Source organism: Methylocaldum sp. GT1BB (assembly GCF_051027545.1).
Classification (GTDB): Bacteria; Pseudomonadota; Gammaproteobacteria; order Methylococcales; family Methylococcaceae; genus Methylocaldum.
Map to the genome: position 1 here is coordinate 3,518,821 of NZ_CP194902.1, position 22,636 is coordinate 3,541,456.

The window sequence follows — 22,636 nt, forward strand, 5'->3', positions numbered from 1 at the left end:
GGATTTCGTGCCCTCTGCCCTGGAAGACGTTGCGCGAGTCAGCCGGATCATTCCGGCCTGTCTCAAGCTGTTGCGGCTCCCCCGGGGCGAGCGAGGTCGAGGCGAAGGCTCGGTCAGCGCGGCTTGACGGCCGGCGCCGTTTCGCGCCAGTACTCGCAGGCCGCTGCGATACCGCTGCCCGGCGTCACTTGGATGCCGGTGTCGCGCATGGCCATTTCGGCGCCCGCGATTGCGCTGCACAGCATCAGTTCGTTGAGATCGCCCAGGTGACCGATGCGGAACACTTTGCCCATGACCTCGCTCAAGCCGGCGCCGAGGGAAAGATTGTAGCGGTGATACGCATAATGCATGACGTCGCGGGCATCGTAGCCTTGCGGAACGACGATGGCGGAAACGGTGTTCGAGTACCATTTCGGATCACGGGCACACAACTCCAGTCCCCAGGCTTTAACCGCGCGACGCACCCCTTCGGCAAGCCGGTGGTGGCGGGCAAAGACGTTTTGGAGCCCTTCTTCGAGCAGCAGGTCGATGGATTTGCGCAGACCGTAGAGCAATGGGATCGACGGTGTATACGGGAAATAACCGCCGGCGTTGTGCGTCATCTGATCCTGAATGTCCAAAAAACAGCGACGGCTCTTGGCGCTTTGGCGCGCATCCAAGGCTTTCTGGCTGAAGCATAGCAAGGCCAGACCAGCGGGCAGCATGAATCCTTTCTGTGAACCGGCAAGACCGATATCTATGCCCCATTCGTCCATACGGAAGTCGATGCTGGCGATCGAACTGACCCCGTCCACGAAAAACATGGCCGAATGCCCGGCCGCATCCAAGGCTTTGCGTACGCCCGCCAGATCGTTGGTGACGCCAGTGGCGGTTTCGTTATGGCAAATCAGGAGGGCCTTAATGTCCTGATTTGTATCCGCTTTGAGCCGCGCTTCCAAGCGATCCAAAGGTATGCCTTCACCCCAGGGGATTTCCTCATGCTCTACATCGAAGCCGAGGCGGCGTGCCATATCGATCCACAAGTGGCTGAACTGGCCGAAGCGATAAGCCAGAACTTTATCGCCGGGAGATAAGGTGTTGGTCAGGGCGATTTCCCAGCCGGCCGTACCGGTGGCGGGAAAAATGAAGCATTGGCCTTTTTCGGTTTGGAAGATTTTTTTGAGATCTTCCAATAATGGCTTAACCAGCTCCGGAAAATCGGGGCGCCGGTGATCTTCCATCGGCACATGCATGGCGCTCAGGATAGAGTCCGGAATATTGGTGGGACCGGGAACGTAAAGATGAGTTCGACCTGGCATTAATTTCACCTTATGGAACGTGGTTACCTTGGAACGGCGCGAAAACGCGCTGGAGTTCAAAACCGGCTATGGACTGCAGAAGACCGCCCAAAAACAGCCCGTAATCATGCCACAGGGGAGAAGCTGTCTTCAAGGTAAGCCCCGTTTGCCGAGATGGGGGCTATGGTGCTCGGCTCATTCAATAACGATTAGTGATTCGAGTGGACTTGCGGAAAACCCTTCTTCACACCGGAATAGAAGTGAGGGTTGAACCAGGATCGAGTGAGCCGGGGACTCGGTCCGTTTCGGGGACTGATCGCGATCCAATCGGACCCGAATGCCGGAGCGGGAAAAGGCCCGCTCCGAGCGTTTTCGACGAGAATCGGACCTTATTCGTCGCCGCTAAAAACACCTAGCAGGTGCAGGAGACTGGTAAACAGATTGAAGATCGACACATACAGGGTCACTGTGGCGAGAATGTAGTTACGCTCGCCGCCGTGCACGATTTCGCTGGTCTGGTAAAGAATGAGACCGGCCATCAAAACAATGAACATTGCCGACACGGCGATCTGGAGTCCCGGCATATGAAAGAAGAGCGCAGCCAGTGCGGCGAGGAACGCGACCAGGATGCCGGCGGTAAGCATGCCGCCCAGGAAACTGAAGTCCTTCCTCGTGGTCAGGGCGTAGGCCGACAGCCCAAGGAAAATCGCTCCGGTGCCCCCAAGGGCGGTCATCACCAGTTGCGGGCCATTACCGATCTGGGTCAGATATATATTGAGAATCGGCCCGAGGGTCAGCCCCATGAAGCCGGTAAGGGCAAATACGAAGACAAGCCCGAGGGCGCTGTTCTGAAACTTGGAAACCAGGAACAGCAAGCCGAAGTATCCGATTAACGTCACAATCACTCCGGGGTGGGGTAGCTCCAGAGCCATCGACAAGCCCGCCGTGAATGCGCTGAAGGTCAGCGTCATGGCCAGCAAAGCATAAGTGTTGCGTAGGACTTTGTTGGTTTCCAATACGCCGGCGGAAGCGCGAGCGTAGGCCGGATTGATTTGATTCATAATGATCTCCTTTGCTTAGGACATAATCGGGCAATTGGACCAGGAAATGGTACAGTAGTTTTTCTTGCGCGTGTAATGGTTTGAGCTAGACGGGGTTTTTCATGCGGGAGCCATTTCGAGACCGACTTTTCCGCCTCATCTCAGATCTCGTTCTTTGTCATTCGCCAAGCGGCAAGGAACAGGAAATAGACGCGTTCATCCTATCGTGGCTCGAGTCTATCGGCGTCGAGGCGAGCCAAGATGATGCCGGCAATATCATCGCGAGCGTTCGGGGAACGAACTCTGCTCGCGTCCTCGCCATTACCGCACACAAGGACGAGATCGGCGGCATCGTGAAGCGTGTGAGAGAAGACGGCAAGGTGGAGGTCCGGAAGCTCGGCGGTACTTTCCCATGGGTCTATGGGGAAGGGGTTGTGGATTTACTCGGCGACAGCTTAACGATTCCGGCGATCCTGAGTTTCGGTTCCCGGCATGTATGCCATGAATCGCCTCAAAAGGCATACGAGGAAGACAAGCCGCCGAAATGGGATACCGTTTGGCTGGATGCCAAACTGAGCAAATCGGAACTCACAGAAGCGGGGGTGCGTCCGGGAACGCGGATGGTTATCGGCAAACATCGGAAAGCGCCATTCCGGATGGGGGATTATGTCGCCAGTTACGCCTTGGACAACAAGGCCGCCGTTGCAATTCTTTTACTGCTGGCCGAGACCGTGAAGAGCCCAGTATCGGATTTGGATCTGGTTTTTTCCGCGCAGGAGGAGGTGGGAGCCATCGGAGCGCTCTATTACACCCGGCAGAAACGAGTCGACGAGCTGATTGCCGTCGAGATTGCCCCGAAATCGGCGGAGTATCCCATCGAAAGCGACGAAGAGCCCGTACTTTTGTCTCAGGATGGCTATGGCATGTATGATGAGACGTTGAATCGACGTCTTGCTGAGGCCGCGCGTAAGACGGGCGTGTCCGTGCAATACGCGGTGTTGAGCCAATTCGGCAGCGATGCGTCGGTGGCGATGAAAACTGGGCACGTGCCGAAAGGCGCATGCCTCGGGTTTCCCGCAGATAACACTCATGGATACGAAATCGCTCATTTAGGAGCGCTGGAAGCCTGTTATCAATTATTGCAAACCTACTTATCCTGAGATTATCTAATGCCCACCTTGGGTTCAAAGGTTGATTTTTGAATATTCGTTGCCATATAACAGGCATATCCGATTCTTGACTACAGACGTGGGTTATCGATGAAGAAACGTACTGGATTGGTTTTGAGCGTATTGATCGGGCTGTCCTTGGCGCTGTCCGGAATGGGCGACGCTTACGCCAAGCGCATGGGCGGCGGTAAGTCGTTCGGCAGCCGGCCGTCCTACAGCACGCCCTATAAACGCTCTACCGATATGACGCAATCCGCTTCTCCGGCTCAGCAACAAGCCTACCAATCGCCGGCCCAAAAGAACCAGGCGGCGCGCGAAGCGATGTCGCGACGGGGCGGGCTCATGGGAATGCTGGGTGGCCTGGCCTTGGGCGGTTTATTGGGCGCTCTCCTGTTCGGCGGGGCCTTCGAGCATCTCAACTTCCTGGACATTCTGGTGTTTGCGCTGATCGCATTCATGCTGTTCAAGTTTTTCGCCGCTCGGAGGCGAACCGAATCGAGCGAACCGGCAGCGGCAGGAGGATATTATTCGGGGACGGACTCGGCTCGGAATCCGGAATCCGATCACGCTTACCGGCGTCAGGCCGATTCCGGACAGGCGAGCAATTCGGGGTTCGATACGGACGTTCTGTTCGGAAAAGGGCGAGGTGCTTCGTCTTCAGGGCAAACTGCCGGCACGGCCGGACAACCCAATTCGGTTCCGACGGATTTCGATTCGGCCGGTTTTCTTTCCGGCGCAAGAGCGGCCTACGAGACGATGCAGAAAGCGTGGGACGAGGGAGACTTGGCGCAGTTAAGGGCTTTGACCACCGACAAGGTATTCGGCGAGCTTCAGGATCAATTGAGAGCTCGCGGAACCGAGAGCAACAGGACGGAACTGCTCAAGGTCGACGTGGAACTTCTCGAGGTGCGTGACCTCGGCTCAGACCGCGAGGCAACCGTACTGTTTGATGTGATCATACGTGAGTCTCCCGAGGAAAGACCTACGCAAGTGCGCGAAGTTTGGCACTTCGTACGTCCGAAACACAGCCGTCAACCGACCTGGTTTCTGGATGGAATTCAGCAGTTGGAAGACTGAGCAGAGTTGGGTTAAAGCGGGGGGAAGATAAAGCTTTGTCTTCCCTCCGGTCAGCTCATGAATAAAGCCAAATTTTGGCTCATGGCGTTCGCCATCGTAACGGTGGCAAGCCTCGGCCTGTATCGATGGGGTTTCCAACGAACCGCCCCGGATGCGGAGTTCGTCACGATCAAGGGCGAGCACATTCAGATGCGGGAGCTCCGCGGTCATCCGGTGTTGGTGACATTCTGGGCCAGCGACTGCCGGGCGTGCATCGAGGAAATGCCCGAACTGGCCGAGTTATACCAACAGCTTTTCGCGCGAGGTTTCAAATTGATTTCGGTCGCTATGCCTTATGATGTTCCAAGCCGGGTTTTAAGCTTGGCCGAGGCGAAACAGCTGCCTTATCCCGTGGCCCTTGATCCACTCGGACATCTGGCGGAAACATTCGATCAGGTCCGATTGGTTCCCAATAGCTTCTTGATTTCTCCTGACGGCCGGATTGTTATGCACCAACTTGGACGAATCGATGTCCGGAATCTTCGTGAGCGAGTCGAGCGGATGCTCGGAGACGTGTAAACGATGTGGCTGAAAGCCTTTCATCTCATCTTCATGGTGACTTGGTTCGCCGGTTTGTTTTATCTTCCCCGGTTGTTCGTCTACCACACGATGAGTGCCGATGCCGTCAGCGTCGAGCGGTTCAAGATCATGGAACGTAAGCTCTACTTTGGGATCATGACTCCCGGAATGATTTTGACGCTCGTGTTCGGCTTATGGATGCTCCACGATTATGCTTGGGAAGACTACGGTGACAGCGGCTGGCTTCGCGTTAAACTGTTCCTGATCGGATTGTTGGTGGGTTATCACGCTTTATGCGGAAAATGGCTGCGTGATCTGAAATATGACCGTAATGGTCACAGCCATATTTTTTTCCGCTGGATGAATGAAGTGCCGGTCTTGTTCTTATTCGCGATCGTGCTTCTGGCGACGCTCAAGCCGTTCTGATCTCCCCTGTCCGCTTGTCGAAACAACTATTTTGCCGATTCTTGTCGAGGATAATTACATGCCAACTTACGACTATCAGTGCGAAGCCTGCAAACATGAGTTCACCGCCATGCACAAAATCAGCGAGGCACCACCGAAGTGCCCTGATTGCGGCGGCGACGTCCGGAAAAAATTATCGGCTCCTGCGGTACACGGCAGTGGTGCTCGGAAAGAGTCTGCCATCAGTCCGGGACATGGTTGTGGGGCAGGGGCATGTGGATGTAAACACTAATGGGAGAGCAAAACCGGATTGCACGCCTTTCCAGGGACGGAAAGCGAAGCTTGCTACTCAATTGCTTCCGTACGGAAACCTTCCTGACTCCAGCATAAGACCGTTTCGCCATCTCCCCACTCGGGCAGGACGAAGCGCCGACATCGCTTATTCTCGATCTCGAACTCATGAACAGCGGGGCGGTGGGTGTGGCCGTGAATCAATCGATCCACGCCATAACGGCTCATGGTTTCTCTCACTGCTTCCGGGTTGACGTCCATGATCTCCGCCGTTTTGCCGCGCTTATCAAGCCCGCTCTTGAAGCGGTACCAGCGCGCATACATGCGGCGCAGCCAAAGCGGCTTCGATAGCGCCGCTTGTTTCCATGCCTCGGTGCGGATGCGTTCTCGAGCCCTCTGATACTGAACATCGTCGGTGCACAGGAGATCTCCGTGGGTAATCAACGTGGACACCCCGAAGAGATCGATGACCTCGTAATCGGCAAGCAAGCGGATGCCGGTTTCCCGAGCGAAGCTTTCGCCGAGCAGAAAATCGCGGTTACCGTGCTGGAAGTACACTTTGATGCCGGAGTCCGTAAGCTGCCTGAACGCGGACTTGACCTCCCGGTTAGGGGAGAAGTTGTCGTCGTCACCGAGATAGGCGTCGAAAAGGTCTCCGAGGACGTACAGCCGCTCGGCATCTGATGCGCGGCGTTTCAGAAACCGCAAGAAACGCTGTGTAATTTCCGGTCGTGTAACGCTGAGATGCAGATCGGAGATGAACAGCGTTTCGTTTTTCAAGGAAGATGGCTTCGTCTGTCTATTGACCGACGATGGTTGCTTTCTCGATGATGATGGGTGTTTGCGGCACATCCGATGCCATCGGGCCGCCGGAGCCCGTCGGAATTTTTGCCATCTTGTCGACGACGTCCATGCCTTCGGTGACCTCACCGAATACGGAATAACCCCATCCTTGCGGTGTGGCGCTCTTGTAATCCAAGAACGCATTGTCGACAAAATTGATGAAGAATTGAGACGTGGCGGAATGGGGATCCGGAGTACGGGCCATGGCTATCGTTCCGCGCTTGTTTTTAAGTCCATTATCGGCCTCGTTCTTGATTGCCGGGCGCGTGGGTTTCTGCTTGAAATCCTCGGTGTAACCACCGCCTTGAGCCATGAAGTTCGGTATGACTCTGTGGAAGATGGTACCGTCATAATGCCCCTCTTTGACATACGTCAAAAAGTTCTCGGCCGTGGCGGGGGCTTTAGCTGAATCCAGCGTTAGAACGACATCCCCGAGATTGGTCTCCAACCGGACTTGAGGGGCGGGTTGATTCATTTTTGGTTTCTCCGCTGCAATGGATGATAAGGCAAAGCCGAAAAGACAAACGAAAACGATCTTGGCGAGCTTCATAGTATATCGCGTTGATGGTTAGGGTTCTTTCGCGGCGCTAATTTCCGGGTCTTGTTTATAAATTGGATCGAGCGAGCTGTCAGCCTCAAGGGAGGCGATTTCCTTAATGATACCGTCATTCAACCCGTAAACCCATCCGTGGAGATCCGGACGATCGCCGGCTCGCCACGCTCGCTGAATGACCGAGGTCTGCGCCAGGTTGTGAACCTGTTCGATGACATTGAGTTCGACCAGTCGGTTGTGGCGCGCGTCCTCCGAATTTTCAGCATCGATGTTCTCTCGGTGCAGACGATGGATGTCCTTGATGTATTTGAGCCACTTGTTCATGAACAAGTGGTCGGGATGCGGTTTTCCCATCGCTGCTTTGATGCTGCCACAGCCGTAATGCCCGCAAACGATGATGTGCTTCACCTTTAGAAAATCGACGGCATATTCGAGCGCGGCCAGGAAATTCATATCCATGATAGCCACTTGGTTGGCTATGTTCCGATGAACGAAAATTTCACCGGGCTCGGTTTGTGTCACCTGGTCGGCATGCACGCGGCTGTCGGAACACCCGATCCAGAACACGTCCGGATTCCGTGGCTGCCGTAGTTTGTCGAAAAATTCCGGATCGTGAGCGGCTTTCTCCTGAGCCCAAGCCTTATTTTCAAGCAGCAGCCTTTCGAGCGGTTTCATAATTTTCTCCGGTTACAGTTTGCTGTTTATCGGTGGTAGAGGCGCGCTGCGTCGCGATGCCGTGCGTGCCGTTGAGGTTTTTCAATTCCACGGTGATGTTGTCATCCGAGGCGGCGGCCACGAAGTCGTGGATGGTTTCGAGGATGTCCTGATCGATGAATTGCGCCCGCGTGGCATCGATGATGACATACCCGTTTTCGCCCACCCGGTTCAGATATTCCCGCAAGAGCGCCTTGTTGAGAAAAGACACATCCTTGTGCAAGCGCAAGAGATAATTGTTGCCGTGCTGGGTCAGGGTGATCGCCGCCTGGAAGTTGGTTCTAATGACGTAATAGAGACCGACGACCATGCCGACCGCGATGCCCTTCAAGAGATCGGTCGCGAGGATCGCGACGATGGTGACCACGAACGGAATGATCTGGCTCGCCCCCTTGGCGTACATCTCCTTGAACAGCTTGGGTTTGGCCAGCTTGTAGCCGGTCAGGAGCAGGATCGCCGCCAAACAGGCCAAGGGAATCAGGTTCAAGTAGCGGGTGATGAACATCACGCTCAACAGCAGCAAAACGCCATGGATGAAGCAGGCCATCTTGGTGCGGCCGCCCGCGTTCACGTTGGCGGAACTCCGGACGATCACCGCCGTCATCGGCAAGCCGCCGATCAAGCCGCTGAGCAGATTGCCGAGCCCTTGGGCCTTCAGTTCGCGATTGGTCGGGGCGATGCGTTTCAAGGGGTCGATCTTGTCCGCCGCTTCGAGGCTCAGGAGCGTCTCGAGGCTCGCGATGATGGCGATGGTGACCGCCACCGTGTACACCTCGGGATTGGCCCACTGGCTGAAATCGGGCAGGGTGAACTGCTGGAAGAAGCCCGCGACGCCCTGAATCTCCGGGAGGCTCACCAGGTGCTCCTTCGCGATCGCGAAGGCCGGTAGGAAGTGTTGCGAGAGCAGATTGAACGCCACCCCCCAGAGGACCGCGACCAGGGGACCGGGGATCAGGGATAAAACCGCATTCTGTTTGAAGAGGCGGGTCTCCCACAAGAGCATGATGCCGATGGCGACCGTGCTCACGATCACCGCGCCGGGCGAAATCGCTTCGAGCGAATAGGCGAGTTCGGAGAAGGTCGTGTGGCCGTCGGCCTGGACATAGGCTTCATTGCCCTCGAAATCGGCGTCGTAGCCGACCGCGTGCGGGATTTGCTTGAGGATCAGGATCAGGCCGATGGCGGCCAGCATGCCCTTGATCACGGCCGAGGGGAAGTAGGCGCCGATGACCCCGGCCTGGAGAAAGCCCAGGAGCAGTTGCAGCCCGCCGGCGAGGACGACGCTCAGCAACAACGTCTGGAAGCTGCCCAGCTTGTCGATGGCGTTGAACACGATCACGGTGAGGCCGGCGGCCGGGCCGCTGACGCTCAGCTGCGAGCCGCTGGCCCAGGCGACCACCACGCCGCCGACGATGCCGGTGATGATGCCGGCGAACAGTGGAGCGCCCGAGGCGAGCGCGATCCCCAGGCACAGCGGCAGGGCGACCAGGAAGACGACGACGCCCGCCGGAATGTCGTTCCGCAGATGACTGACATAGTAATTGATGTGTTTGCGTACCATAAAATTAATACCCGCTTAATAAGGTTGCATGGCTCGCCGAGCCATGTGGATGCCTTTCCAAAAAAGCTCGTTAACGTTCTTATTCGATAAATCGGATATAAGTCCTTGTATTAAAATCCGATTTGACGATCGAGCTTTGGCCTAGGGGCCGCCGGACGAAGCATTAATCTATAACAGGTATCGAATCGACACAAACAATTTCCTTAACCGGAATTTTCGATTTCACTCAAGGACTGGATCTTGTTGTTTGGAATTTTTCGGATAGGTCGGCATATGCCGAAGGGCCGGTTGCAGCATTGATCCGCGCAACCCACGCTGTCACAGCGGTGCTGCTGGTACTCGTAATCATGCTAGGCACCAGTCCTCCCAAGAGGATCAAGGCGATCAGCAGGATTGCCAGCCCCGATTCGCGCGGACGCAAATCGGAAGCGGTGCGTACAGCCGTTAGTTTAACAGGCCCCCAGAACGCCCGCTGAAAGAAGCCGAGGAAATAGGCCGCACCTAGAATCACTCCCAATAACACAGCGAGACCGGTACCCACGTGAGCCTGGAATGCGCCGATAATGATCAGATGCTCCGCGGCGAAACCATTGGTGCCGGGCACGCCCATCGCGGCGATTCCGAAAAGAAAGAAGAAGGTCGTGAGCAAAGGCATCGATCGGGCTAACCCGCCCAAATTGGCAAGTTCGGTCGAGCCCAGGCGATGATGGAGAAACCCGGCCAGCAGGAATATGCCGCCGGATACGGTCGCAAAGTTGATCAACTGAAACAGGGCACCCTGAACCCCCTGTGGGTTCAAGGTGGCAAGGCCGATGACCACGAAGCCCGCGTGACTGATGCTGGCGTAGGCAAGCAAGCGGCGGAGATTGGTTTGCTTCAGTGCGATCAGCGCGCCGTACAAAACCCCGACGGTGCCCAAGGCCGTCAAGATCCAGATGTATTCGCCGGCTGCATCGGGAACCAAGGGAATGGCGAATCGCATCATGCCGTAAAGTCCGAGCTTGAGCCCGGTAATCAGGGCCGAAACGCCCGCAGGCCCTTCCATTGCAACCGTCGGCAGCCAGGTGTGAAACGGAAACAGAGGCGCTTTGACGGCGAAGCCCAGGAATAGAAGCAGAAACACCGCGGTGCGCAGCTCTTCGGAAACCGGCACGTGGAGCAGCGTCAGATAGTCGAAGGAAAGTCCGCGCGGCGCAGAGCTCCCCATTTGCTCGGCATGGTTCAGCGCCAAGAGGATGATTCCGAACAACAGGGGAACACCGCCCGCCAGCATGAAAAGCGTGTACTTGCTGGCGGCATAACGTCGTTGCGGCCCGATTCCCCACAAACTCACCAGGAAAAAGATGGGAATGAGCGTAAGCTCCCAGAATAGAAAGAACAGTGCCAGATCGAGAGCGCAGAACACGCCCAGCGTGGCGCTTTCCAGAAGGAGTGTGAGCGCGAGATAGAGCCTTACCTGAGTTTGGACCTGTGTCCAGGTCGCCGCGATCACAGCAAAGGTCAAAAGCGCCGTGAGAAGCGGAAACAGAATCGACAGACCGTCAAGGCCGACGACGTATGAAATGTTGAGGCTCGGTATCCAGACGACTCGCTCGATCAGTTGCATTCTCGCCGAGCTGAAGTCGAAAAGACCGAGCAGGGACAAGGACAAGAGCAGTTCCGCGAGAGACACCGCTAGTCCGAACCGACGGGAGGATGCCGGATCTCGAAAAAAAAACAACAAACCGGCCGCGGCCAGCGGAAGAAATATCAGAATGGTCAGAATCGGAAAATCGGCGGTCATCACTTTGTCTCCGGGCGGCGTAAGCCGACGATTAAACCTGGAAACGGCAGTTGGACGCATCCGAGTGTGCGGTTGGCGGGTCGGCCGGCAAGCCTGTCCTGAGCCCCGTCGAAAGGGCGCGACGGCGCCGTCAGGCGGCCCGATAGCCGTGCAATCGAGTGCGTAGCGGCCTCACCCAAGCGGTGAAGCGGATAAGAGGTATAGCAGTTGAGATTCAACGAGCTTTTCTGGTGCATCGAAGCGGTTAATTGCCGTTGTTAGGTTAAATAATTCAAAGTCACTGTTTCTTCTGTTCCAAACGCTCGAAGCGTTGAGCCAATTCACTTACGGATTCGTTGACCATCTGAACCCAAGGCTCGGTGTAAAAACCGACACCCAACAAAACAGCGCAGACGACGCTGTTAAGCGTCACCTCGGGAACGGTGAGCCTGGTTTTCTGGCGATGTAACGCCGATTTTTTGCGCTGGGCCAGGAAGGCGCGCTGGAAGGCCCATAACAGAAATGCCGCGGCCAGGACGTTGCCTGTGGCTACGGCAATCGTGACTCCCCAGTCATGAGCTTCGATTGATCCCTCCAGAAGAAGATGGGCAGCGTCGAAACCGGGAGTCCCTGGCATCGCCATGGTGCTCAATGCGGAGACCAGGAACGTGATACCCAATAGCGGCATGAGATCGAACAGTCCTCCGAGACGTGGCAGCAGGGAGCTTCCGGCGCGACGAAACATCAAGCCGGTGGCAAATAGCAGCCCGCTAGCCGCGATGCTGAAATTCACCGACAGCAGCAAGCTGCCCGCGAACCCCTCCGAGTTCAGGCAGAATACGCCTACCACCAGCATGCCGGTATGGCTGACCGCCGCGAAGGCCAAGAGCCGCCTCAGATTCAACTGCATCAGCGCCATCAGCGCACCGTAGAACATGCCCGCCAACGCCAGAACGATAACAGCCGGCTTCAGGGTTTGGACCGCATCAGGCAATAGCGGCAGCACGAAGCGCAATAATCCGTAGATACCGACTTTCGCTCCGATCACAAATACGCCTATGGTGGCCAGGGTTCCATGTTGAGAAACCTGGGGCAACCAGGCATGAAAAGGAAATTGCGCCATCCGTACGGCCAAGCCGTAAAGGAGAAGTACGAAAGCCGCAGATTGGGCCGCAGGGGAAACCGGCGTTTCGAGCAGGTTTCCGAGCGCGAAAGTCCATTCACCGGCGGCTCGGGCGTGATTCCACCCTAAGATCAAAATGCCGAGAAATAGCATCAGCAAGCCGGTGGACATGAATTGGGTATAAAGCCGGGTCGTTTTGGGAGCTTCCGCGGAAGCGGTACTCCACCGGAGCAGGATGAACGAAACCGGTATGAGTTCGAGACAGCTCAGTAACCAAAACTGGAGCAGATCGACGGTGAAGAAAAGCGCCGTGAGCACGGCCTGGAAACCGAACAGACTGGCGACGTACAGCCCTGGCGACCGACGTTCCGGCGTAATTTCCCCATACAGCATTAACAGAAAGCTCAACAGCGACGTGACGAATACGAACAGTATGCTGAGGCCATCGACACCAAGGTGATAATGAAGGAACGGCAGCAGCGCAAAGTCTTCGGCGAACTGCAAGTGAGTGGCGCTCGAATCGAAGGCTATCAACAGATAAACCGTTAGAGCGAGTTCGAGGCCGGAGCCGGCTAGCCCGATAAAAAACGAACGCTGCTGCGACTGGGCGAAATAAGCGGCGCCCATTGCAATCAACGGCAGAAAGATCATCGTGCTGAGGATAGGAAAGGCGGATTGCGTCGCCCAGTTGATTTCACCGACCATAGGGTTCTCACACAGTTGCTAGCAGGGTGAAAAGGACGAAAAGAATCAGATAGCGCGGTTGAGCCAGGATGGATTCCAGGCGGTTGAACCGCATGCCGAGACGGCGTCCCAGGGTCACGAGGTCCATACCCAAACCTTGTAAGACCAGGCGCTCTTCGAACCAGTGGAATGCGGAAGCGAAAAGATCGGTCACGATTCCGAGCACACCGCCGACCCGGCGTTCATTGGCGCCATAACCGGCGCCGAGCCGATGTTCCTCCCGCTCGGCCAACGCAGACAGTCCCCGCATGGCGGGCGCGGGCAGTCCGACGATTTCTTCCACGACACGGCGGTCGAAAACGTTCAAATCGGCGGCGAAGCGAGCTATTGGCTTGACGAGGGCTTGATGGCCGAAATGTTCAAGCCAAAAACGCTGTAACGAGGCCGTGTAGAGCCAGCGAGAACGACCTGCGAACTCCGGAACGGGCCGGGTCGGCTGACCGAAAATACGATGCATTAGTGCCGGCGCGGTCAGGAACTGGTAGCCGCGTAACATCGTATGAGCAGCTAGATGCCAAGCCGCCAATTGCCACCAGCCGAGGCCACAAGCCAAAAACATCAGGCCGACCTGTGCGGTGGTGGAGAAAATCAGTGCGGACTTGACGTCGGTTTGCGTCAATCCGCATGCGAAACCATAAAGAGCCGTCACCAGACCCATGGCCGCCATGATGCCCATGGCGGCGGGTGCCGCTTCGAAGACCGGTTGCAGCCGCAACACCAAGAAAACACCCGCATGAATCATCACGGCGCCGTAAAAGATGGCACTGGATGGTGTTGGTCCTTCCATGGCGCGAGCGACCCAGGGCGCCAGAGGCACTTGGGCCGACTTGGCGGCGGCCGCCAGCAGGAAGCAGATAGCCATCAGACCGGCTTGGAGACCATCGAGACTCGCAGCACCTCGGGTAATCTGAGGCCATTCGACGCCGCCGGTCCAAGCGAAAGCCAAGAAAATCCCCAAGGTGAAACCGGCATCGCCGATCCGGTTGGTTACGAAGGCGTAGGTTGCGTTGGCGGAGGCGACCGGCCGGTCATAGGCGTACGCGATGAGTAGATAAGAGCACACCCCGGCCAATTCCCAGCCGATAAAGGTAAAAACGGCGTTGCCGGCCAACACCAGCAACTGCATCGCGCCGGCGAAAAGAGACAGGACGAGAAAAAAACGATGGAAGCCGGCTTCGCGGTGCATGTAATTCACCGAAAATCTGGCAACCATCAGCGAAAACAATGCGAACAGAGATGACAATGCCAGGGCGAGACTAGTCAGTGCAAAGCTGACGTTGACGAGGTAATCGCCACTAGCCAGCCAGGTGCCCAGAACGAGCTGATCCGGGATGAGGTCCACGTGACGGCACCAAAAGACCGCGATCGACACGACAAAAGACACTAGGGTTGCGCCGACTGCGATGGCTGCGGTAGAGCGCTCTCCCGCTTCTCCAGTGATAAATCCCGATATGATGCCAATGCCGATGGTCAAGGCCGCTAAAATCGGCAATCCCGGGATCAGTGTTACCAACCAATCAAGCATAAGAAATCCCCGAAGACTTTTGTTGAATCAATGCCGGCGGCAGTGGTCCCGCGTGTCCGGCATACCAGTCGGGGGAACGCTCGACGATAGGCAAGGGACGAAGCTCCCGATTCCACACCACAAAACCGGCGCCCGGCGTGAACATGGAAATTTCTCCGGTATCCGGATCGATAGCGGACAGAAGCACCCAGCCGTTCCCGATCAGTTCCTGCAATGAGGGCTGACGCTCGTAAATCGCGGTTAAAACTTCCGTTTTGTGCTCCACGACGATTTGCAGCCGCATCGCCTCGTGGATTTCGATCATCTGCCGGGGAAGCCCGGTTCGAAGATCGCTGGCCGCACCCTCCATAACGCCGAAAAGTCCGGTGACGTTATGGGGCACTTTTGTGCCGCAGCCGAAACGCTCGTTGTTCACGGTGGAAAAGTAATACTCGAGGTTGATGCCGGCACCAACGGGGCCCACCGCCAACAATACGCTTTCGAGAACATTGCCGAGGGGGTCCTGAGTCGGATCGTAAGAGATCAGAAATACCCGGCGGTCGAAAAAGCTTCCCTGACTGAAAGAGCGCCTCCCGACGAAGGCGGCGGCATTGGTGGCATGCCCGAGTTCAGGGCGTGCTTGGCTAAAGTCGGTGGCACGCTCGGCGATATGGGCGAGCGCCGTGTCAGGCGTTGGATTGCGCGGAGCGGAGGCAAGTCGCCGGCAACGCTCATGGGCCGAGAGGCGCCTTGCGGCATCCAGATCGTTCTTGAGCTTGCCGAATGCGAGGCGCGAGACTGGAGGGAGATCCGTCAGGTCGAACCAGAGGATGTCTTCATTGCAGGTATTGTGTTCCGCACCGACGAACCAGGTGTCAGCCGGAATGCTTATACCTTTTTCGGCGAGCAACCCGCGCACTTCCGGTCGGTTGGCCATGGCAGCAAAAGCGCGCGCATTGGGTCCTCCGTGGCGTCCGCTGCACGCACCGCAGTCGTAAGCGGCGAGATGCGGATTGTTTTGGCTGATCGATCCGTGTCCCATCAGGACCACCAGCGGAGCAAAGCCATAGGTCAAACCGGTGGCGCGCAAAAATGCCGCAACGCGATCGGCTTGTTCCGAGTCGGTAAAGCCGAGGCGGGGATTTTCCGGGGTCGCGGGAGCACTACCACTTGCCGCGGTAATAAATAATTCGGTGGCTACCTCGGGAACGAGCAGGGCATCCGCTCGTTGAGCAAGAGCGGTTTGCCGGGCGGGGAAAAACACTTTGCCGATCAGCGCCAGAAACACGCCGGGCGAAAGCAGGCCGATCAAAAACTGAGAAGAAACGAGATTCCGGCGGATTTCCTGGTTGAATATCGCGCCGATTCGATGACGAAGGGCTCGGCGCCGATCATGTTTGGTGCACAAATCGTCCTGGCCCTGGCGGGGGACTTCGCGCACCTCGTGTGCCGGCGTGACGACCACGGGACAGAGCGGCGTGACCTTGTCATCGTCGAGAGCGCGCCAGTTGATCGGCACACCGAAAAAGCCGGCGGCGCCCAAGGTTTCGATGCGCGGGTTCAATTCCTCTAGGTGGCGTCGAATGCCTTCCTCGCGGTCGTCGATACAGAAGACCACTTGGGCGTCCGGGCGATCGTCACGCTTCGCCCAGCGGCCCCGGCCACGATTATTGGCGAGGGCATTGAACAGTTCCTCTCGATAACGCCGCTCATAGGCGGAAAGCCAAAGATAACTGCGCTGTGACGGAGATAAATCGTCCAGCGCGGCGAGGAGGACTTCACAGGTCTGCAAAGACAGGGCGCGAACGTCATGGCTCGAGAGGCCCAAATGCTGAGCCAGACGGAACAAGCGCCAGCCGCTGTTGTAGATGGTCAGCCGTTGAGTTTTTTCCGCTAGCGCGCTGTGCTTCCAGGTAGAAATCATATCCGCTACCGACCACCAGCGCTCTCGATCGTAGTTTCCCGGGCTGGATTCGGCTACCAACTGCTGCGCGCAGTCCGCCAGATACTCGGGCAGACGGCCCTGGCACAGAGCATGACGCACCAGGAATTCGGACGGATTCCGTTCGAAATAGGCGCGCAGCGACGGCAAGGTGCCGGCTATGCCCCAGATTTCGCGGCATAGTCCTTCGATTGCCAAACGGTCCAGAACCAGTCGGATGGCCAGATAATCCATGAGCGAGGCGGGCGCTTCCCGGTTGGCCTCGTAATCGGGATGGTGCTGCCGCCAATTGATGATGCCCGACCAGCCGGGGAGTTCCAGGGCGAGCCGTTCCAAATAGGTTTCCCAGCGATTCTCCGGGAGTCCGATCCGAATCAGTTCGGCATGCACGGCGTCGACCGCCTGTTCCGGTAAAGCCGACACGGTTTCCCGCCAATCCGGAAAATCGCAGAGACCCAGCGATAGATCGTAGGACGCCGAACGGCGCCATGCCGAGTACAGTCCTTCCCGGCGATCGGCTGCATGCCAGGCGGCCAGTCCTTCGTCCAAATGGGAGGCGCTGAAGCGGATCAGTATCGGACGGACGATGTCGAGCACGTCCCGGCCCGTCAACGCGGCGAGCAGTCCGCGCAATGAGATGCCGCGGCCGACGTCGGCGAAGGCGGATTCCGTGAGTGCGCGAGCCTCTGTTCTCATCTTTTGGCGGGCAAGGGTAGTGCTTGCCGCCGCATCGTTCGACGACCGGTTGGTGTGATTCAATAAGTTCTCCGCTTGCCGAACGGTTAGATCGGTCAGATCTTCGGGGTGCAGGGCTGCCTGCTCCAGTCCGAGGACCGTCAGTCCGGCATCCCACAAGTCGCGGATCAAGCCGGCTTCCTGGAGCGCCTCTGCATTTCCCGTTATTCGCTTGACGGAGTCCATGAGGCGATGGCGCGCCTCGGGGGGAATATCGCTTTGAAACCGGTCGAGCGCCGCCATTTCTTCGATTTGCCAGTTCAATTGGCTCGGCGTTACCGCGTCCACGCCATAAACCATGGCGATGCGATAGACGTCGCGGCGCAGAATCTCTCGATCGCCGATTCGCAGCAGTGCCTCTTCGCCTCCAAGTTCCGGCATTTCGGCAAAGGCGGCAGCGAGATCTTCATCGAGAATGCGGCCTTGGGCATAGAACTTCCGGAACTCTTCCTCGGGCAGATAGCCTCGGACGCCGGTCAGTCGCTCGACGGATTCCAGGGCCTCTTGAAACGGAAGATGCTGATAACCGTGCAGCGTATTGTGGTGCACGAAATTCAGAATAGGCGCTTGTCCCGGCAACACATGATCGAGGTGGCAGACCGCTTCTTGCAGCCGCCGGCGAACGTCGGGCTTCGAACCTTTCGATTGGGGCGATAGCACGCTGGCCTCCTTAGAAGTTCTTGTGGCTGAAGATCATGCTGAGTTCATTGACGGAAGCGTTCATCAGCTCCACGATGGGGCCCGGCACGAGCCCCAGAGCCATGATGCCGACCGCCAACGTTCCCGCCGCTATCAGTTCGTGGCTGTGCAGATCGCGGACATTCTGCATTTCCGGGCGCATCGGACCGGTGAACAACCGGGCGGCGGTTCGGATGGCGTAGGATGCGCCGATGAGTACCCCTAGACTCGCAAACACCATGACCCAGCCGAAACTCTGAAAGCCCCCGATGATGGCGTGAAGTTCCGCCACGAATCCGGCCGAGCCGGGCAGTCCCATGGACGCGAGAAGCGCTAGGGTGGTGAAGAAGGCGAAGCGTGGAGTCACTTGGACCAGTGAGCTGTAGTCCGAAATTTCCCGGGTGTGAGTGCGTTCGTACAACAGTCCGATCAAGAGAAACAGCGCCCCGGCAATGAGGCCATGGGCGGTCATCTGCAAGACGGCTCCCAGCAATCCGGCTTCATTGAGCGCCGCTATGCCGAGCAGCACGACGCCCATGTGACTGATTGACGAATAGGCGATCATCGCCTTGAGATCGGTTTGCCGCCACGCCAGCAAGGCGCCGTAGACGATGCTGACCAAGGCGATGCCGGCCAGCACGGATTGAAGCGCCGAAGCGGCCTCAGGCAGCATGCCGGTCGCTTTGAGCAAGCCATAGGCGCCCATCTTGAGAAGCGCACCCGACAGTAGAATGCTCACCGGACTCGGCGCTTCAACGTGGGCGAGCGGCAACCAGCCGTGGATGGGGAAAACCGGCATTTTTACGCCGAAGCCGATCAAGAACCCCAGAAAAATCCAGATCTGCTGCTCCCGGGGCAAGCTCCGCGCGGTAGCCAGCATGGATTCCATCGTGGTGGAGTGTTCGGACGATGCGGTGAAAATCATTAATAGGCTGACCAGCATGAACACCGATCCGCCCATCGTGTACAGGACGAAATTGAGGCTCGCCGTATGTTTGCGCTTGCCGCCCCATTGGTCGATGAGAAAAAAGAGCGGTATCAGCGTCAGTTCCCAAAATACGTAGAACAAAGCCCAATCCTGAGCAAGAAAGACGCCGATCATCCCGAATTCGAGGGCGAGAAGCCAGAAATGATATCCCTTGACTCGCGTATTCACGCTTTCCGAGGCCAGCATCGCCACAAGACAGAGCAGAGCCGACAACACGACCATGGGCAGGGAAAAACCATCGACGCCGAGAGCGTAGTAACTCCCCAGTTCGGCGTTCCAGGGCAGGCTTTCCGGAAATTGAATCGCCGATGAAGACGTATCGAAATGAAACAAAAGCCAAACGGTCAACATCAGTACGACCACCGACGAGGTTATCGCGGTAGCCCGAATGGAGCGGATTTGCTGCGCCGGCAGAGCCAAAATGGCTAATGCACCGACGACCGGTGTCCAAAGGATCTGACTGAGGATATACATGATCAAACGCTCGTTTTGGCTGGCTGAGGGCCGAGTCTTGTGGTTCGATCAGCCGCGTGCCAGGAACGGTTAGTTGTTTTGGGTCGATACTATAAATGAAAATTTCAGAGGAGGTAAGCTTAACATGCGATATTCATGCAAATGGTCGCTTGATTGAAATGTCATCTAGGCCGCAACTGACCGGCAAGGCGCCGCAGCCGGAGCTTTTGCGGGGTTGCGGCGGGTTCGGCCTTGCTCTAAATTGTCCTATTCGCAAGAATCTTGCCGAATATAATCCCCCAATTTGCGCTCAATATGACATCGACCAAAACCCGCTTCGCTCCCAGCCCGACCGGACTCATGCACCTCGGTAACGCACGCACGGCGCTGTTCAGTGCGTTATTTGGAGATCGTTTTCTGCTTCGCATCGAGGATACCGATAGCGAGCGGAGCCGCAGCGAATTTGTCGATGAACTGATAAGCGATTTGCATTGGATGGGTTTGAATTGGGACGAAGGTCCCGAAACCGCCGAGCCGGATGAACGATACTTTCAATCCTGCCGCGGAGCCATTTATCAGCGGTATTATGAGGAACTGGAACAACAGGGTAGAGCGTATTTCTGCTTCTGTTCGCCGAGGGAACTGGAAATTTCCCGCAAGATTCAGTTGAGCTCCGGGCAGCCGCCGCGTTACACGGGCAAGTGTGCGCACCTGAGCGCGGCGGAGGTGAGTCGCAAATTCGAGGAAGGACTTCAGCCGACCTTGCGCTTCCGAGTACCGAAGAACGAAACGGTGGAATTCGAGGATCTCGTTCGCGGGCCGCAGAAATTCGCGACCGACGATATCGGCGACTTCATCATCCGCCGCGCCGACGGGAGTGCGGCGTTTTTCTTCTGCAACGCGATCGACGATGCGCTGATGGGCGTCACGCACGTGCTCCGGGGCGAAGACCATCTCGCCAATACGCCCCGGCAAATGCTGATTCTTGCGGCGCTCGATCTGCCGATACCCCAATATGCCCATATTTCGCTGATTTTGGGCGACGACGGAACGCCGCTGTCCAAGCGCAACGGCAGCCGCAGCCTGAATCAATTGCGCGAAGAGGGCTATTTTCCGGCGGCCCTGTTGAACATGCTGGCCCGGCTGGGCCATCACTATGAGAGCGATGAGATTATGGATTTCCAAGCGCTCAAGGCGCGTTTCGATTTGTCGCACCTCGGCAAATCGCCGGCACGGTTCGACGTTGCTCATCTGGATCACTGGCAGCAATTGGCGGTGCGTTCGGCTGACGACGATACGCTCAGGGGATGGCTGCGCAGGGAGACCGGCGCCATCGTGCCCGACGAGCATCTCGTGGCGTTCATCGAGATCGTGCGCAGCAACTGCGTTTTCCCGGAGCAGGCCGACCGGTGGGCGCGCATTCTGTTTACGGATGAATTGCAGCTCGACCCGGAAGCCGCCGAAGCCGCGAAGCAAGCCGGAGAGTCCTATTATCTCTCGGCCATCGATGCGGCTAACGCGGCTCAGGCCGAGTTCGACATATTCATGCGCGAGCTGAAAGCCAGGACCGGAGCGAAGGGCAAGGCCCTCTTCATGCCGCTACGCGCCGCATTGACCGGGCGTCTGGACGGACCGGAGCTCGGAACGATTTATCGCCTGCTGGACCCGCACCGCCTGCATCGCCGCTTGGCCGAATTCACCTACGAGTCCGAATGATGCTGAAGATCCACAATAGCCTGACCGGGCGCAAGGAAGTCTTTACCCCCATCGAACCGGGCAAGGTCCGGCTCTACGTGTGCGGCATGACCGTATACGACTACTGCCATCTGGGGCATGCGCGCGTCATGGTCGTATTCGACATGGCGGTGCGCTATTTGCGGCATCTTGGGTTTAAGGTTATTTATGTCCGGAATATCACGGATATCGACGACAAGATCATTAAGCGGGCCAACGAAAACGGCGAGTCCATTTCGGCGCTGACCGCGAGGTTCATCGATGCGATGCACGAAGACGAGCGGGCGCTGGGCGTGCTTCCGCCCGATATCGAACCGAGGGCGACGCAATCCATAGAAGACATGCTGGCCATGATTCAGGCCTTGATCGACCGTGGCTATGCCTATGTCGGCGACAACGGCGATGTCTTCTACGCCGTGTCCAAATTCGAGGGTTACGGCCGTTTGTCGGGCAAGAACATCGAAGATCTCCGCGCCGGCGAGCGGGTGGAGGTCGAGGACGCCAAGCGCGATCCCTTGGATTTCGTTCTGTGGAAAATGGCGAAGCCGGGAGAGCCGGCCTGGGATTCGCCTTGGGGCAGGGGACGTCCCGGCTGGCACATCGAATGCTCCGCCATGTCCACCCGTTGTCTCGGGCATCATTTCGACATCCACGGCGGCGGCATGGATTTGCAGTTCCCGCACCATGAAAACGAAATCGCGCAAGCCGAAGGGGCAACCGGCGAAAAGTTCGTGAACCTGTGGATGCACAATGGATTCGTGCGGGTGAACGAGGAGAAAATGTCCAAGTCCCTGGGCAATTTCTTTACGGTACGCGAAGTTCTGGCCCGGTATCGTCCCGAAGTCGTGCGGTTCTTCATTCTCAATAGCCACTACCGCAGTCCGCTCAATTACTCCGATGAAAATCTCGACGATGCCAATGCCGCGCTGACGAGGCTTTATACCGCCTTGCGCGGACTCCGCTGCGATCTGCCGGTTTCCGAGGGAGAGGGCAGGAGCAAGGACTTCATCGCCCGTTTCGAAGAGGCGATGAGCGACGATTTCAATACCCCGGAAGCGATTGCTGTGCTGTTTGATCTGGCGCGTGAGATCAATCGGGGGCGGAATTCGAATGTAGAGGAAGCGGAAACTTTAGCGCGAACCTTAAAGCAACTCGGTGGACTTCTTGGCCTGTTGCAGACAGATCCAGAAGAGTTTTTCAAATCGGGAGTTGGAGCAGTGAGGCTCGGTGTTACCGTTGGCGCTCAGCTCGATGCGATGCTTATTTGGAGTGACGAACGCATCGAGCAAAAAATTCAAGAGCGCTTAGACGCCCGCAAGAACAAAGACTGGGCCACCGCCGACCGCATTCGGAATGAACTCAAGGAGCAGGGCATTGTGCTGGAAGATACGGCTGGCGGTACCACCTGGCGGCGAATTTGACTTGAATCGACCGGCTGCTTGAGGCTATATCCGAAGGAGGGTGTTTCGTCGGTCCGGATATAAG

18 protein-coding genes are annotated in these 22,636 nt (G+C 57.2%); 7 read left to right on the top strand and 11 right to left on the bottom strand.

The window, feature by feature from the left end:
* Positions 1-113: 113 nt before the first annotated feature.
* Positions 114-1,298: an aminotransferase class V-fold PLP-dependent enzyme gene (locus ACR2TX_RS17075; protein ID WP_077731569.1), complete on the bottom strand. Its 1,185-nt coding sequence runs from the start codon at positions 1,296-1,298 to the stop codon at positions 114-116.
* Between the two features lie 368 nt (positions 1,299-1,666).
* On the bottom strand, positions 1,667-2,338 hold the full coding sequence (locus ACR2TX_RS17080) for a Bax inhibitor-1/YccA family protein (protein WP_077731568.1): 672 nt from the start codon (positions 2,336-2,338) through the stop codon (positions 1,667-1,669).
* A gap of 101 nt (positions 2,339-2,439) precedes the next feature.
* Between ACR2TX_RS17080 and ACR2TX_RS17085 the strand changes: the two genes are divergently transcribed.
* From ACR2TX_RS17085 to ACR2TX_RS17105, 5 genes are all read left to right on the top strand, one after another.
* Positions 2,440-3,477 (top strand): M20/M25/M40 family metallo-hydrolase, encoded by a 1,038-nt coding sequence (locus tag ACR2TX_RS17085; protein WP_133718514.1) that lies wholly within the window; start codon positions 2,440-2,442, stop codon positions 3,475-3,477.
* 99 nt (positions 3,478-3,576) lie between these two features.
* Positions 3,577-4,563 carry a Tim44 domain-containing protein gene (locus ACR2TX_RS17090; RefSeq protein WP_086135522.1) on the top strand — a complete coding sequence of 329 codons (987 nt, stop codon included), beginning with the start codon at positions 3,577-3,579 and terminating at the stop codon, positions 4,561-4,563.
* A 57-nt stretch (positions 4,564-4,620) separates the two neighbouring features.
* The gene (locus tag ACR2TX_RS17095; RefSeq protein WP_347257450.1) at positions 4,621-5,121 is read left to right on the top strand and encodes a TlpA family protein disulfide reductase; all 501 of its coding nucleotides are present in this window, start codon (positions 4,621-4,623) and stop codon (positions 5,119-5,121) included.
* A 3-nt stretch (positions 5,122-5,124) separates the two neighbouring features.
* Positions 5,125-5,547, top strand: coding sequence for a protoporphyrinogen oxidase HemJ (gene hemJ, locus ACR2TX_RS17100; RefSeq protein ID WP_077731564.1), 423 nt, complete (start codon positions 5,125-5,127; stop codon positions 5,545-5,547).
* Positions 5,548-5,605: 58 nt separating this feature from the next.
* Positions 5,606-5,818: an FmdB family zinc ribbon protein gene (locus tag ACR2TX_RS17105; RefSeq protein WP_077731563.1), complete on the top strand. Its 213-nt coding sequence runs from the start codon at positions 5,606-5,608 to the stop codon at positions 5,816-5,818.
* Positions 5,819-5,871: 53 nt separating this feature from the next.
* Here the strand turns inward: ACR2TX_RS17105 and lpxH are convergent, their stop codons facing one another.
* From lpxH to ACR2TX_RS17150, 9 genes are all read right to left on the bottom strand, one after another.
* On the bottom strand, positions 5,872-6,597 hold the full coding sequence (gene lpxH / locus ACR2TX_RS17110; RefSeq protein WP_434130295.1) for a UDP-2,3-diacylglucosamine diphosphatase: 726 nt from the start codon (positions 6,595-6,597) through the stop codon (positions 5,872-5,874).
* 19 nt (positions 6,598-6,616) lie between these two features.
* Positions 6,617-7,135: a peptidylprolyl isomerase gene (locus ACR2TX_RS17115; RefSeq protein ID WP_434130297.1), complete on the bottom strand. Its 519-nt coding sequence runs from the start codon at positions 7,133-7,135 to the stop codon at positions 6,617-6,619.
* A 93-nt stretch (positions 7,136-7,228) separates the two neighbouring features.
* The gene (locus tag ACR2TX_RS17120) at positions 7,229-7,888 is read right to left on the bottom strand and encodes a carbonic anhydrase (protein ID WP_077731560.1); all 660 of its coding nucleotides are present in this window, start codon (positions 7,886-7,888) and stop codon (positions 7,229-7,231) included.
* On the bottom strand, positions 7,860-9,488 hold the full coding sequence (locus tag ACR2TX_RS17125) for a SulP family inorganic anion transporter (RefSeq protein WP_434130299.1): 1,629 nt from the start codon (positions 9,486-9,488) through the stop codon (positions 7,860-7,862). Before ACR2TX_RS17125 ends, ACR2TX_RS17120 begins: the two co-directional genes overlap by 29 nt.
* A 226-nt stretch (positions 9,489-9,714) precedes the next feature.
* Positions 9,715-11,271 (bottom strand): complex I subunit 4 family protein, encoded by a 1,557-nt coding sequence (locus ACR2TX_RS17130; protein WP_077729634.1) that lies wholly within the window; start codon positions 11,269-11,271, stop codon positions 9,715-9,717.
* A gap of 277 nt (positions 11,272-11,548) precedes the next feature.
* On the bottom strand, positions 11,549-13,078 hold the full coding sequence (locus ACR2TX_RS17135; protein WP_434130301.1) for a complex I subunit 4 family protein: 1,530 nt from the start codon (positions 13,076-13,078) through the stop codon (positions 11,549-11,551).
* A 7-nt stretch (positions 13,079-13,085) separates the two neighbouring features.
* A complete protein-coding gene (locus ACR2TX_RS17140; protein ID WP_434112540.1) occupies positions 13,086-14,642 on the bottom strand; it encodes an NADH-quinone oxidoreductase subunit 5 family protein in 1,557 nt (518 codons plus the stop codon).
* Positions 14,635-17,958: a DUF2309 domain-containing protein gene (locus ACR2TX_RS17145; protein ID WP_434130303.1), complete on the bottom strand. Its 3,324-nt coding sequence runs from the start codon at positions 17,956-17,958 to the stop codon at positions 14,635-14,637. The genes ACR2TX_RS17140 and ACR2TX_RS17145 overlap by 8 nt, the downstream gene beginning before the upstream one ends.
* 10 nt (positions 17,959-17,968) lie before the next feature.
* Complete coding sequence (locus ACR2TX_RS17150; RefSeq protein ID WP_077729630.1) at positions 17,969-19,438, bottom strand: complex I subunit 4 family protein; 1,470 nt, start codon at positions 19,436-19,438, stop codon at positions 17,969-17,971.
* Between the two features lie 294 nt (positions 19,439-19,732).
* On the opposite strand from ACR2TX_RS17150, the gene gltX reads away from it, so the two are divergent.
* Together gltX and cysS are read left to right on the top strand one after the other, a co-directional pair.
* Positions 19,733-21,133 (top strand): glutamate--tRNA ligase, encoded by a 1,401-nt coding sequence (gltX, locus tag ACR2TX_RS17155; protein ID WP_434130305.1) that lies wholly within the window; start codon positions 19,733-19,735, stop codon positions 21,131-21,133.
* Entirely contained in the window at positions 21,133-22,572 is a 1,440-nt protein-coding gene (gene cysS, locus ACR2TX_RS17160) for a cysteine--tRNA ligase (protein ID WP_077729628.1), read from the top strand. The genes gltX and cysS overlap by 1 nt, the downstream gene beginning before the upstream one ends.
* Positions 22,573-22,636 lie beyond the last annotated feature (64 nt).